Annotated in this window: 13 protein-coding genes; 5 read left to right on the top strand and 8 right to left on the bottom strand. The window is 61.1% G+C overall.

Annotated elements, in window-relative coordinates; all coding sequences use genetic code 11:
* Positions 1-136: 136 nt before the first annotated feature.
* On the bottom strand, positions 137-568 hold the full coding sequence (locus tag HU724_RS17280; RefSeq protein WP_186566570.1) for a nuclear transport factor 2 family protein: 432 nt from the start codon (positions 566-568) through the stop codon (positions 137-139).
* A 531-nt stretch (positions 569-1,099) separates the two neighbouring features.
* Between HU724_RS17280 and mqo the strand changes: the two genes are divergently transcribed.
* Positions 1,100-2,746 (top strand): malate dehydrogenase (quinone), encoded by a 1,647-nt coding sequence (gene mqo / locus HU724_RS17275; protein ID WP_186566571.1) that lies wholly within the window; start codon positions 1,100-1,102, stop codon positions 2,744-2,746.
* A 205-nt stretch (positions 2,747-2,951) separates the two neighbouring features.
* Here the strand turns inward: mqo and HU724_RS17270 are convergent, their stop codons facing one another.
* Positions 2,952-3,380, bottom strand: a complete 429-nt coding sequence (locus HU724_RS17270) for a nuclear transport factor 2 family protein (protein WP_186566573.1) — start codon at positions 3,378-3,380, stop codon at positions 2,952-2,954.
* 177 nt (positions 3,381-3,557) lie between these two features.
* Between HU724_RS17270 and HU724_RS17265 the strand changes: the two genes are divergently transcribed.
* Entirely contained in the window at positions 3,558-3,725 is a 168-nt protein-coding gene (locus HU724_RS17265) for a hypothetical protein (RefSeq protein WP_024013301.1), read from the top strand.
* A 96-nt stretch (positions 3,726-3,821) separates the two neighbouring features.
* Positions 3,822-4,625, top strand: coding sequence for an OBAP family protein (locus HU724_RS17260; RefSeq protein WP_186566575.1), 804 nt, complete (start codon positions 3,822-3,824; stop codon positions 4,623-4,625).
* A 1-nt stretch (position 4,626) separates the two neighbouring features.
* Here the strand turns inward: HU724_RS17260 and HU724_RS17255 are convergent, their stop codons facing one another.
* Together HU724_RS17255 and HU724_RS17250 are read right to left on the bottom strand one after the other, a co-directional pair.
* Positions 4,627-5,493, bottom strand: a complete 867-nt coding sequence (locus tag HU724_RS17255) for a CAP domain-containing protein (RefSeq protein WP_186566577.1) — start codon at positions 5,491-5,493, stop codon at positions 4,627-4,629.
* Positions 5,494-5,744: 251 nt separating this feature from the next.
* Positions 5,745-6,515, bottom strand: coding sequence for an alpha/beta hydrolase (locus HU724_RS17250; RefSeq protein WP_186566579.1), 771 nt, complete (start codon positions 6,513-6,515; stop codon positions 5,745-5,747).
* 111 nt (positions 6,516-6,626) lie between these two features.
* Between HU724_RS17250 and HU724_RS17245 the strand changes: the two genes are divergently transcribed.
* Positions 6,627-7,586: an aldo/keto reductase gene (locus HU724_RS17245; RefSeq protein ID WP_186566581.1), complete on the top strand. Its 960-nt coding sequence runs from the start codon at positions 6,627-6,629 to the stop codon at positions 7,584-7,586.
* Positions 7,587-7,592: 6 nt separating this feature from the next.
* Here HU724_RS17245 and HU724_RS17240 read toward each other — a convergent pair whose 3' ends face one another.
* Positions 7,593-8,486 carry a LysR family transcriptional regulator gene (locus tag HU724_RS17240; RefSeq protein ID WP_186566583.1) on the bottom strand — a complete coding sequence of 298 codons (894 nt, stop codon included), beginning with the start codon at positions 8,484-8,486 and terminating at the stop codon, positions 7,593-7,595.
* A 96-nt stretch (positions 8,487-8,582) separates the two neighbouring features.
* On the opposite strand from HU724_RS17240, the gene HU724_RS17235 reads away from it, so the two are divergent.
* Positions 8,583-9,059, top strand: coding sequence for a (R)-mandelonitrile lyase (locus HU724_RS17235; RefSeq protein WP_186566585.1), 477 nt, complete (start codon positions 8,583-8,585; stop codon positions 9,057-9,059).
* Between the two features lie 321 nt (positions 9,060-9,380).
* Here HU724_RS17235 and paoC read toward each other — a convergent pair whose 3' ends face one another.
* The 3 genes from paoC to paoA are packed head-to-tail and all read right to left on the bottom strand — an operon-like array spanning position 9,381 to position 13,152.
* Positions 9,381-11,579: an aldehyde oxidoreductase molybdenum-binding subunit PaoC gene (gene paoC / locus HU724_RS17230; protein WP_186566587.1), complete on the bottom strand. Its 2,199-nt coding sequence runs from the start codon at positions 11,577-11,579 to the stop codon at positions 9,381-9,383.
* Positions 11,576-12,532, bottom strand: a complete 957-nt coding sequence (locus tag HU724_RS17225) for an FAD binding domain-containing protein (protein WP_016775138.1) — start codon at positions 12,530-12,532, stop codon at positions 11,576-11,578. Before HU724_RS17225 ends, paoC begins: the two co-directional genes overlap by 4 nt.
* Positions 12,529-13,152 (bottom strand): aldehyde dehydrogenase iron-sulfur subunit PaoA, encoded by a 624-nt coding sequence (gene paoA / locus HU724_RS17220; protein WP_016775137.1) that lies wholly within the window; start codon positions 13,150-13,152, stop codon positions 12,529-12,531. Before paoA ends, HU724_RS17225 begins: the two co-directional genes overlap by 4 nt.
* Positions 13,153-13,480: the final 328 nt, after the last annotated feature.

Below are 13,480 nucleotides of genomic sequence, written 5' to 3'. Positions count from 1 at the left end.
TCCATTGCCTGAGCGAGCGCTTTCGCGAGCGGGCTCGCTCCCACAAGGTTCGCCAGTGTCGAGTCCTTTGTGGGAGCGAGCCTGCTCGCGAATAGGCCAGCTCTGACAGGATTGAATCAGGCCAATGTGCCCTCAATCAAAACCTGAACGCCTGCCGCCCAACCAACAACCATTTCCCACCCTGTTTCTGCCAGATCTGGAAATTCTCGATCTCGGTCGGAATCACCTCGGTCCCCTTCAACGCCTGTGCGGAGAAGTGGTGGCGCACCAATGCGGTATCGCCGGACATCGTGATCGTCTGCTTTTGCATTTCGAGGGTCTTGAATGCGCTGCGGCCGGTTTCGATGTCGGCGATGAATTCCTGCTTGTCCTGAATCTTGCCGCTGGAGTGGCCGTAGGTCAGGTTCGGCGCGGTCAGAGCGTTCAGTTCGGCGATGTCTTTGTGCAGCATCGCCTGGGTGAGGTGATCAACCGCTTGGGCCACTTCTTTTTCCGCTGGTGCCGGGGCGGCCATGGCGCAGGCGCTGAAGGCGCAGAAAAAGCCGATCAGAAGACGGGACTTGGTCATGGTGTTTCCTTGTTGTTATTGGGTGGGAATGACTGAGGTTGAATTCATCAGTCATCGTACAACGTAGCAGGTTATTTTCTGAATGAGCAACGAGGCGTATGTACTGATTCGCGGAGTTGCGATGCAGGTCGCGCAAAAAAGTTTGCAAGCAGATGCCTGATCAGGGTCATGTTTAGCCCTTGGTGGCCGATAAGTCTCTGAGCGGAAAAAGACTTTCAAGTCGGGAACAGACGCGCGGGTTCGCCCTGACGTGATATTCTCCGCGCCAAATTTGCTTTGACTTAATTCGGTTGGCTGGCCTTTCGGGCGGGCCGACGGGATCCCTGTCGCTCAAGCAGCTGAAGCCAATAACGATAAGAAGTCAGTTCAGAAGGGACATTAACTGAGGTCGATGCCACATGTCGGCCTTGTGTGCCCACCCGTCAATATTGAAGTGTGCCGGATTGCGCGACGCCAGCCTGAGCGTCAACACAGCGCAACGCAGACTGATAACAACGACGGGCGGAAGGCGTTTTATCATAGGTGCAACAGATGTTTAAGAAAGTGAACACAGCCTTGCTCGGTCTGGCTTTGGCGATGGGGATGTCGTCTGCCAATGCTGCCGAAGCCAAGAAAGTTGACGTCCTGCTGATCGGCGGCGGCATCATGAGCACCACCCTGGGTGTGTGGATCAATGAGCTGGAACCGACCTGGTCGATGGAAATGGTCGAGCGCCTCGATGGCGTCGCCCTGGAAAGCTCCAACGGCTGGAACAACGCCGGTACCGGTCACTCGGCTCTTGCCGAGCTGAACTACACCCCGGAAGACGACAAGGGTAACGTAACGATCCCGAAAGCTGTCGAGATCAACGAAGCGTTCCAGGTTTCCCGTCAGTTCTGGGCCTGGCAGGTTCAGCAGGGCGTGCTGAAGAACCCTCGCTCGTTCATCAACACCACACCGCACATGAGCTTCGTGTGGGGCGATGACAACATCAAGTTCCTGAAAAAGCGCTACGAAGCCCTGCAGGCGAGCCCGCTGTTCGCCGGTATGCAGTACTCCGAAGATCCGGCGGTAATCAAGAAGTGGGTACCGCTGATGATGGAAGGGCGTGACCCGAACCAGAAAATCGCGGCTACCTGGAGTCCGCTGGGTACGGACATGAACTTCGGCGAAATCACCCGCCAGTTCGCCGCTCACCTGCAAACCAAACCCAACTTCGATCTGAAACTGTCGAGCGAAGTCGAAGACATCACCAAGAACGCCGACGGCACCTGGCGTGTGAGCTACAAAAACCTCAAAGACGGCAGCAAGACCGAAACCGACGCCAAGTTCGTGTTCATCGGCGCTGGCGGCGGTGCCCTGCACCTGCTGCAGAAGTCGGGCATTCCTGAAGCCAAGGAATACGCAGGCTTCCCGGTTGGCGGTTCGTTCCTGGTGACCGAGAACCCGACGATTGCCGAGCAGCACCTGGCCAAGGCCTACGGCAAGGCTTCGGTTGGCGCGCCACCGATGTCGGTTCCGCACCTGGACACCCGTGTTCTGGATGGCAAGCGCGTCATTCTGTTTGGCCCGTTCGCGACCTTCAGCACCAAGTTCCTCAAGGAAGGTTCGTACTTCGACCTGCTGACCAGCACCACCACCCACAACATCTGGCCAATGACCAAGGTCGGCATCAAGGAATACCCGCTGGTCGAGTACCTTGCCGGTCAGTTGATGCTGTCGGATGAAGACCGTCTGAACGCGCTGAAGGAATACTTCCCGAACGCCAAGGCCGAAGACTGGCGCCTGTGGCAAGCCGGCCAGCGTGTGCAAATCATCAAGCGTGATGAAGCCGCTGGTGGCGTGCTGAAGCTGGGCACCGAGATCGTTGCTTCGCAAGACGGCTCGATCGCCGGCCTGCTGGGCGCATCGCCAGGCGCGTCGACCGCTGCACCGATCATGCTGAGCGTGCTGCAGAAAGTCTTCAAAGACAAAGTCGCAACCCCTGAGTGGCAGACCAAGCTGCACCAGATCGTGCCGAGCTACGGCACCCAGCTGAACAGCGATCCGGCCAAAGTGGCTGCCGAGTGGGCTTACACCGCGAAAATCCTCGAACTGCCGACGCCTCCAGCGATCGGTCAGGTAGCTGCTCCGGCGGCACCTGTGGCTGACAAAGCCGTAGCGCCGAAGGAAAACGCTGCACGTGACATGGCTCTGTAAGCAGAACCCTGACACACAAAACCCACTGAACCGGCGACGGTCAGTGGGTTTTTTATTCCTGGTTGGTAGGAGCTGACGAGTGCAACGAGGCTGCGATCTTTTGACTTTGACTTTGACTTTGACTTTGACGTTTGAAGATCAAGATCAGGATCAAAAGATCGCAGCCTCGTTGCACTCGTCAGCTCCAACGCTGCGGTGATTGGACTCAGGCTTTTGTGGAGGCCAGATAAGCCCCCAAGCGCCGACCCATTTCTTCGCCCAGTGCCTGCAACCCGCTCAGCGGCCGCACCATCACTTCGAACTCGACAATCTTGCCGTGCTCATCGAAGCGAATCATGTCGATGCCCTTGAGTTCCTTGCTGCCGACCCTGGCGCTGAATTCGAGAATCACATTCAGGCCATCCGCCGTCGCCAACTCGCGGTGATAGGCGAAATCTTCGAAGACTTCGAACACGGTGTTGAGGATCATCGCCACCACCGGCGCGCCGGGGTAGGGCGTGTGGGCCATGGGCGAGCGGAACACAGCTTGCGGATCGAGCAGTTCGGGCAGGGCTTTGAGATTGCCGCTGCGGATCATCTCGTGCCAGCGCTCGAGGGACGCGGCGACGTTGGGCTGCAAGGCGAGGTCGGGCATGGTCACTCCGGTTTTTCTTGTTGTCGGTCGGCAATGACTGTAGATCAACCGCGCCGAAAGTGGATCCTCAAATCTCAGGCTGAATACCGCTTCATCCCCGAAGCGGATCAGATGCGCATCTGATCCGTATTTTTCTGTTTCATCTGCCTCTGTATTCAGTACAGCCACAGGCTCAGAATGCCCCGGCAGTGCGGCCAGTCACCCTCCGACCTCATCCCGCAGCGTCCGGTGCACCGCACACCCAGCCTCAAGGAGCGCAACATGTACAAGATGGCGATTTTTCTCGGCGGCTTTCTGACCTTGACCATTCTGATCGGTGTATTGGCGACGATCTCTCCAGTCTGATCCACGCGCAGCTTTTTCGAACTCTGCCGTTCTCCTGCTTTCAGTTGCAGAACAGGGCCAGCACGCGCCCGTCACTGAATGTTTGAGGAGCGAAACATGCGTAATTCAACCTCGCAGGGACGTTGGGTTCCCGTCGGTTTGATGGTTGCCGCGTTGACCGGATGCGCGATGAGCAACACCGATTCACCGGTGCAGACACCGGGTCAGGCCAAGGCGTCCGACACGGAAATGCTCGAAGTCGGCGCGCAGTGGTTGCAGGACAAGCCGCCAATTCGCGCGTTGAACATGTACCTCGATGGTTTCCATTTTTACAACGGCCATCCCGGCGCGCAGATGGAAGCGCACCACTACTGCTCGGCGCTCAATGAAGAAGTGTTCCAGTGCGTGATTTACGACGGCAACACCGCTGAAGCCAAGCTGATGGGCGTCGAATACATCATCAGCCAGCGCCTGTTCACGCAATTGCCGGCAAAAGAGAAAGCCTTGTGGCACAGCCACGCTCACGAAGTCAGTTCTGGCCAGTTGGTGGCGCCGGGCATCCCGCAAGTGGCAGAAACGCGCTTGATGGAAAAATTCGCCAATACCTACGGCAAGACCTGGCACACCTGGCATACCGATCAGGACAAGCAACTGCCGCTGGGCGTGCCGCAGTTGATGATGGGCTTTACCGCTGACGGTCAGGCCGATGCGCAAATGGTCCGCCAGCGCGATCAGCGTCTGGGCATTGATAGCGCCGAAAAGAAAAAGGCCCGCGCCGAGATCAAACCGGCGCCTGTCGCAACGGGGGCTGATGCGTGGCAGAAGGGTAATGTCATCCAGCTCAACGACCCGACCGGCCATCAACACGTCATGCCGCGCCCGGCCACGCCAAGCGATGAGAATGCTCGGAGTCAGCCGTGATTTACGGCGCGCCGAACAGCATCGTCCAGTAAACGCCTTCGTCGCTGCGCGCTTCACTGGCGAATCCGGCGCCGACCTGAGTGAACATCGGGTTCATCAGGTTGGCGCAATGGCCCGGGCTGGCCAGCCAGCCGGCCATGGCTTTGCTTGGTGAGCTTTGTCCGGCAGCGATGTTTTCCCCGACCTGACGGCCGCGATAACCGGCAGCACGGGCGCGGTCGGCCGGCATGTCACCGTCGGGATCGCGGTGGGCGAGATAATTGCCGTAAGCCATGGCTTTGCTGTGGCCCTGAGCCGCTGCGCCGAGGGCGGCATTCCAGCTCAATGGCCGCGCGGCGGCAAAGCGCTGGCGGCCGCACATACGCGGCCGGGCGCGGGCAGCGTTGACCTCGGCGAGCAGCGCCTTGCCGACGCTGCGGTTGTCACCGACGCGGCTGTCGAGCACCGGTTGCGCCAGCACCACCTGCCATTGATTGCGCGAATGGCTGACGCCGATGTCGGCGTAGTTCGCATCCAGCAAGGCGCCGCAATAATCGCTCTGCAACTGATCGAAGGCCTCGTCGGCGTCTTCGGCTCCGATAATGCGGATGCTGCGCACCGTGATTGCTGAATAGCCGGAAGACTTCAACGCCTCGCGCATGCCGCCGCCGTAGCGATAGCCGATCGGCAAGGCCAGATTCGATTTCAAAGCCAAAGGCGCCAGACGCTGCGCAGGGCGACGGTCGCAGCGTTGCGGATGGGCGCGGTAATCATTGATGGCGGCCACCAGTTCGCGCTCTGCACTGGCGTGGGCGGATTCAGTGAAAAAGGGGAACAGGCTCAGCAGGCACAGCGAAACGAAGCGAGACGAACGAACGGCGTGGCGCATGGGACGGACAGCTCTGAAAGGGGACAGCGCTAGAGTGAGGGAGCCGTGTGTGGCGGCGCGGATAGGACTGGGTTTTTTGGACTTGGTTCAGTGGCGGCAAATGCAATTGAATTGCTGTTGTTCGAACCGCTGCCTTCGCGAGCAGGCTCGCTCCCACATCGCACTTACGGCGTACTCGGAACAACTGTGGGAGCGAGCCTGCTCGCGAAGACGCCGCCCCGGTCGACCTCTCTATCACTGGCAAACAACCACTAGCGATTCAACACATCCCCCATCCACCGCAAATACTCCCCCCGCTCGGAAATGGAGTTATGCCCCGAGTCCGGCACCACCTTCAGCGTCGCCACGCCCGCAGGAAAATTCTCGAACAAGCGCTGCGTGCTGCTGCGTCCAATCACGTCGTCATCACTGGCCGCCAACAGCAATGTCGGCGTGCGGATATGCGCCGCGTACTTGCCCGATTCAAAACGATCCTTGAGCAACCATTTCACCGGCACCCATGGGTATTGCCGTGCGGCGATTTCCTCGAGGCTGTTGAACGGCGTCACCAGAATCAGATTGTGCACCGGCCGCTGACTGGCCAGGCGCACCGCCACCCCCGAACCGAGGCTTCGACCGACCACGGCGACTTGCGAATGAGTGGCATAGACCTGATCGAACAGCGCCAGCGCATCTTCGGAAATGGCGGCTTCCGATGGCGAGCCGGTGCTGCCAGCAAAACCCCGGTAATGCAGGAAATACAGCGCGTAGTCAGGAAACGCCTCAGTGAATTCCGGCAGATTGCGCGAGACGTCCTCGGCATTGCCGCCGAAATAGATCAGTGCGCGCGATCCGCTGCGCTCTCGGGTTGTCACCCAGACCTCGGCATCCGGCATCGACAGTTTCATTCGCGACTCCGCTGTAACCACGGCGGCAGGCTGGGGAAACCAGATCAGCGAGCGCTGAAATACGAACAGCGCGGCGCACAGCACCAAGTACACGGCAATGATGAAAACGACGAGTGACATCAGGGTTCGGGACATTCGGCTACTTTTAACGGGGAGAGAGGTTGGCTGTGGCAGTGTAGTTCAGCGACTGCGCCTGACAGCCGGCGCACACACCGTGCAACAGATCCGCGCAGCAGGAGGACTCGCATGCGCCACACTGAGGGTTACTCACGTCGCCGCTTGCTCACGCTGGCGGCCCAAGCTGCGGCGCTGCTCACCATTGATCGGGCGTTGGCCGGCAGCGTAGCGCCGACCGCCACTGCGCCGCCCACGGCAGGAGACCAGACCATGCAGACCCGCGCCATCCCTTCCAGCTCCGAGGCACTGCCCATGGTCGGGTTGGGCACCTATCGCGGTTTCGACGTCGCCCCGGGCGATCCGGTTTACCGGCAGTTGCCCGCCGTCCTCGAAGCGCTGTTCAGGAAGGGCGGCACGCTGATCGACAGCTCACCCATGTACGGCCGCGCCGAGCAAACCACCGGTGAATTGCTGTCGATCCACGAACCGCGCTCGCCGGCGTTTCTCGCCACCAAGGTGTGGACGCGCGGGCGCAAGGAGGGCATTACGCAGATGGAGCAGTCGTTCAGACTGCTGCAAACCGAGCGCATCGACCTGATGCAGATCCACAATCTGCTCGACTGGCAAACCCATTTGCCTACCCTGCGCGAATGGCAGGAGCAGGGGCGGATTCGCTACATCGGCATCACCCATTACACCTCGTCGGCCTATGACGAGGTCGAGGCCGTGCTGAAAGCCGAAAAGCTGGATTTTCTGCAGATCAACTACGCCCTCGATGATCGTGCGGTCGAGAAACGCATCCTGCCGCTGTGCCGCGAGCGTGGGGTGGCGGTGATTTGTAATCGGCCGTTTGGCGGCGGCGATTTGCTCACCCGGCTCAAGGGCAAGCCGCTGCCGGCGTGGGTCTCGGATGTGCAGGTCAACAGCTGGCCGCAACTGGCGCTGAAATTTCTCCTGGCGCATCCGGCCGTGACCTGTGTGATTCCGGGGACCAGCAATCCGCGCTACATGGCTGACAACGCCGGAGCCGGTTTTGGGCCGATGCTGACTGATGCGCAGCGGCATCAGTTGATTGCGTTGCTGGGCTGAGCCGGGTCAACCGCGATAGCGCAACGCCTCCAGCAACAACGCGAACGCCGGCGCTGCCTGGCGTCGGCTCGGGTAGTACAGGTGATAACCGGAAAATGCCGGGCACCAGTCTCCCAGCACCTGGACCAGGCGACCGTCCGCCAGAAAGGGCGCGACGACGTTTTCCGGGATGTAGCTCAGCCCGAAACCATCCAGCGCGGCGTCGAGCAACGGGTACACGCCATTCAGGGTGACCTGCCCGGCGACGCGCACCTTCAGGCTTTCACCGTCCTTTTCGAACTCCCACGCATACAGCCCGCCATTGGTTGGCAGGCGCAGGTTGTTGCAGGCGTGGTTGGTCAGGTTGCGCGGGGTTTGCGGCGGATCGCGTCGGGCGAAGTAGGCGGGCGAGCCGACCACGGCCATGCGCATGTCCGGGCCAATGCGCGTAGCGATCATGCCTTGAGCGACGTCTTCGCCCAAGCGCACACCAGCATCGAAGCCCTGGCCGGCGATATCGACGAAACCGTAATCGCAGCAGACCTCGACGGCGACATCCGGGTACTGCGGCAGGAATTCCTGCAACACCGGACGCAGGATCCAGTTCAGCGAATGGTCGGTGGCGCTGATGCGGATCTTGCCCGCCGGGGTTTCGCGCAGGTTGCTCAGGGCGGCCAGTTCCACTTCGATTTCCTCGAAGCGCGGGCCGATGGTTTGCAGCAAGTGTTCGCCGGCCTCGGTCGGCGACACGCTGCGCGTGGTGCGGGTCAGCAGGCGCAGGCCGAGACGCGCTTCGAGGCTGCGAATGGTGTGGCTGAGCGCCGATTGCGACACATCGAGTTTGGCGGCGGCCTTGGTGAAGCTGCGTTCACGGGCAACGGCGAGAAAGGCGAGCAGGTCGGTGGCGTTTTCCCGGAGCATTGATGATCGTCCTGCATAAGTTTTTTCGGATTCTAGTCGATTATCCAAAGAGTGCGGATCGCTACAGTGGTTGCATCACTTATTGGAGGAAATGCCATGAACCCGATTGCTGCTTCTGCACTGACGCTCTCGCTGCTGGCTGGCGAGGTGTATGCCACTGAAAATCCGCGTGTCACGGTCACACCGAATGGCTCGCAACCGTCGGCCAGAGGACCGGCTGAATGGTTTACCGGCACGGTGCGGGTGGATGCGCCGTTCAAAGGCACCGATGAGGCGCGGATCAGCGGCGCGACCGTGACCTTTGAGCCTGGCGCGCGAACGGCGTGGCATACCCATCCGCTGGGGCAGACATTGATCGTCACTTCAGGGGCAGGGTTCGTGCAGGAGTGGGGTCAGCCAGTGCGTGAAATCCGGCCGGGCGATACCGTGTGGATTGCCCCGGGCGCCAAGCATTGGCACGGGGCAACGCCGACGACGGCGATGAGTCACATTGCGATTGCCGAAGTGCTGGATGGCAAGGTGGTGGACTGGATGGAGCAGGTCGGTGATGAGCAATATCCAAAGACCGAGTGAAACCGCGTCCCTCACCCCAGCCCTCTCCCGAGGGAGAGGGAGCCGATTGGGGGATGCTCGAGACGTTCGGCATTCTGCAAGCGTGGTGGTGAATCCACTCGACCCCTAGCACCCCATGCAGGTGCGCTAACAGCATGCGACTCACCCCAGGCGTCTCCCGGGGAGTGGGAGCCGACCGAGGTGTCTTGCGATGTGCATCGACCTGAACTTGCCGTTGCGATTATGGATACACAGAAAGACTTTCACGTCGCTGCACATCCTGAATATACCCGGATCGGTCCCCTCTCCCTTTGGGAGAGGGCTAGGGTGAGGCTTTTCGCTTCAGATCATCTCCGGCAACGAATCAAGAATCTTGTCCAGCGTAATCGGATATTCCCGCACCCTCGCGCCGGTGGCGTTGTAGATCGCATTCGCCACCGCCGCGCTCACGCCGCAAATCCCCAATTCACCCACGCCTTTGGCCTTCATCGGTGATGAAATCGGGTCGGTTTCTTCGAGGAAAATCACTTCCTGATGCGGAATGTCGGCGTGCACCGGCACCTCATACCCGGCGAGGTCATGGTTGACGAAAAAGCCCAGGCGCTTGTCCACCGCCAGCTCTTCCATCAACGCCGCGCCGACGCCCATGGTCATCGCGCCGATCACCTGACTGCGCGCCGACGTCGGGTTGAGAATTCGCCCGGCAGCGCAAACCGCGAGCATGCGCCGTACGCGAACTTCGCCAGTGGCGGCATCGACGGCGACTTCGACGAAATGCGCGCCGAAGGTCGATTGCTGATATTTCTCGGCCAGATCACCGAACTCGATGCTGTCCTCGCCGACCAATGCGCCGTCTTCAGCCGCGTTGCGCAGCGGCAGGCTCTTGCTGCCGACGCGCACCTGACCATCGGCAAACTCCGCCTGATCTGCCGCCAGCCCCAGCTTCTGCGCCACCGCTTCGCGCAGTTTCACGCACGCAGCGTAGACCCCGGCGGTCGAGCAGTTGCCGCCGAACTGGCCACCGGAACCGGCCGACACCGGGAAGTCCGAATCGCCCAGACGCACCACCACATCATGGAGACCAACGCCCATCATCTCGGCAGCGGTCTGCGCGATGATCGTGTAGCTGCCGGTACCGATGTCGGTCATGTCCGTTTCGACAACCACCTTGCCGTCGCGCTCCAGGCGTACGCGGGCGCCGGACTTGACCAGTAGGTTGTTGCGAAACGCCGCCGCCACGCCCATGCCGATCAGCCACCGGCCTTCACGACGGCTGCCCGGTTGCGCCTTGCGCTGATCCCAGCCGAATTTCTCCGCGCCGATCTGCAGGCATTTGACCAGTTGGCGTTGGGAGAACGGCCGCTCGGTTTTCACCGGGTCGACTTGTGTGTCGTTAGCGATGCGGAACAGCACCGGGTCCATCTTCAGTTGTTCGGCCATTTCGTCCATGGCGATTTCCAGCACCATCAGCCCCGGCGCTTCACCCGGCGCGCGCATGGCGTTGCCTTCAGGCAGGTCGAGCGGTGCGAGGCGCATGCTGACGCGGCGGTTTTCTGCGGCGTAGAGCAACTGGCTCGGTTGCGCGGCCAGTTCGACCTTGCCGTCAGCGAGGTTGCCTGACCAGCCTTCATGGGCGATGGCGGTCAGTTTGCCGTCCGCCGTGGCGCCCATGCGGATGCGCTGAATCGTTGCCGGGCGATGGGTGGTGTTGTTGGCCATTTGCGGGCGGGCGAGGGCGACTTTCACCGGCCGCCCCGCCATGCGCGCGCCGAGAGCGGCGAGGATCACGTCGGCGCGGATGAACAGCTTGCCGCCGAAACCACCGCCGATGTACGGCGAGACCAATCGGACTTTTTCCTTCGGCAGGCCGAGGGTTTTCGCGATGTCACCGACACTCCAGGCGACCATCTGGTTCGAAGTCCACACGGTCAGATGATCGTTTTTCCACGCGGCGAGTGTGGCGTGCGGTTCCATCATCGCGTGGGACTGGTCTGGTGTGGTGTAGGTCTGATCGAACTGCACCGGCGCGGCGGTGAAGGCCTTGTCGAAGTCGCCGTGATTGACGTCCGGCAGTTCGTCTTTCGGCTCGACGCCGAGGTCTTTGACGCTGGCGAGATCGAACTTGCCTTCGCTGGTCTCGTAATCGACCCTGACCAATTGCGCGGCGGCACGGGCCTGTTCGAAGGTTTCGGCAACCACCAGCGCAACGGCTTGCTGGTAATGCTGCACTTCGGGACCCGCGAGCAGATGCGCGGCGTTGTAATCGCCTTTGTCGAGCTTGCCGGCGTTCTCGGCAGTGACGATCGCCAGCACGCCGGGCGCGGCTTTGGCTTCGTCGAGATGAATGGCTTTGATTCGGCCTTTGGCAATCGCCGAGTCAACCATGAAGCCGTAGGCCTGATTGGCCGCTGCTTCATGTTGCTCGTAGGCGTAAGTGGCCTGGCCGCTGGTTTTCAACGGGCCTTCGATGCGCTCGGTGGGCTGGCCGACGACCCTCAGGCGGTCGATGGGATTGGTGGTGGCGGGCGTGTCGAATTTCATGCGGTTTCCCTCGCTTGCGCCAACACCGAAGCCAGCGTGCGCTCGACCAGTGTCAGTTTGAATTGGTTGTCATCGGTGGGTGTTGCGCCCTCAAGCAGGCGTTCGCTGACCGCTTTGGCGCCCTTGGGCAACAGCGCTTCAGCGGCTTCGACCCGCCACGGTTTCGGCGCAACGCCGCCGACGGCGACGCGCCCGGTGCCGTCCTTTTGCAGGATCAGACCGACCGAGACCAAGGCAAACGCGTAAGACGAGCGGTCGCGGACTTTGTGATAAATGTGCGTGCCGCCGACCGGTGCCGGCAGGGTCACGGCGGTGATGAATTCACCGGGTGTGAGACTGGTTTCGATGTGCGGCGTGTTGCCCGGCAATTGATGGAAATCCGCCATGGGAATGCTGCGCGTGCTGCCGTCAGGCTTGACCGTTTCGATCTGCGCATCCAGCGCGCGCATGGCGATGGCCATGTCGCTCGGGTGGGTGGCGATGCAAGCGTCGCTGACGCCAATGATTCCGAGTTGCCGGGTGACCCCGCCGATCGCCGCGCAGCCACTGCCGGGGTTGCGTTTGTTGCAGGCCTGGTGGGTGTCGTAAAAGTACGGGCAGCGGGTGCGTTGCAGCAGGTTGCCGGCGGTGGTCGCCATGTTGCGCAGCTGCCCGGAAGCCCCGGCGAGCAAGGCGCGGGAGAGCAGGGCGTAGTCCTTGCGCACGCGCGCGTCGGCGGCCAAATCGGTGTTGCGTACCAGCGCACCGATGCGCAGTCCGCCTTCGGGCGTGGCTTCGATCTGGTCCAGGCCGAGGTGGTTGATGTCGATCAGGTGTACCGGGGTTTCGATGTCGAGTTTCATCAGGTCGAGCAGGTTGGTGCCGCCGGCGATGAACTTGGCGCCCTCGACTTGCGCAGCCTGGGAAGCGGCTGCGGCAGGCGAGTCGGCGCGGCTGTAATTGAAGGCTCTCATGCCGGCACCTCCGCGACTTCAGTGATGGCTTCGATGATGTTCGAGTAAGCGCCACAGCGGCAGATATTGCCGCTCATGCGCTCCTGCAGTTCGGCGGCAATCAGTTTCGGCGGCTCGGTCAGGCTCGGGCTGACGTGGCTGGGGATACCGTCGCGGATTTCCTTGAGCACGGCGACCGCCGAGCAGATCTGCCCAGGGGTGCAATAGCCGCACTGGTAACCGTCGTGCTTGATGAACGCGGCCTGCATCGGGTGCAGCTTGTCCGGCATGCCGAGGCCTTCGATGGTGGTCACCTCACTGCCGTCGTGCATCACTGCCAGGGTCAGGCAGGAGTTGATCCGCCGACCATCGGCGATCACCGTGCAGGCGCCGCACTGGCCGTGGTCGCAGCCTTTCTTGGTGCCGGTCAGGTGCAGGTGTTCGCGCAGGGCGTCGAGCAGGGTAGTGCGGGTGTCTACTTCGAGGGTTTGCGGTTTACCGTTGACTTGCAGGGTCACTTTACTCATGGCCGGTTGCTCCAGACTGGCCGCGTAGGCCTTGAGGCTGATAAAGGGGGGCATGGCGAACGCCGTCGCGGTTACGGCGCCGAGGATCATGAAATTGCGTCGGGAAATCGGCATGGTTCGATTCCTTGTCTCTCATCGGGCGGCAGGATTGCAAAAGGCCCAAACGGGCGCGCCGGCATGCATGCCAGTCTCGTAAAAGGAGTGACCGCAGCGGGAGGGAAAAGGTTTTGTCGGATTTGCGCTAAAGAGTTATGTGCTGAGCTCATCAATCTGCAGATCACACAAAAAACCTGTAGGAGTGAGCCTGCTCGCGATAGCGGTGTGTCAGTTGATACTGATTCGACTGACACACCGCTATCGCTGGCAAGCCAGCTCCCACAGGGTTCCGACTTGTTAATCCAATTGCATTCACAACATCAAAACCTGTGGGAGCTGGCTTGCC

The sequence above is a fragment of the Pseudomonas iranensis genome, assembly GCF_014268585.2.
In the GTDB taxonomy this organism is placed as follows: domain Bacteria; phylum Pseudomonadota; class Gammaproteobacteria; order Pseudomonadales; family Pseudomonadaceae; genus Aquipseudomonas; species Aquipseudomonas iranensis.
Note: the sequence above shows the minus strand (reverse complement) of the source record. Positions and strands in the feature narration are given on the sequence as shown.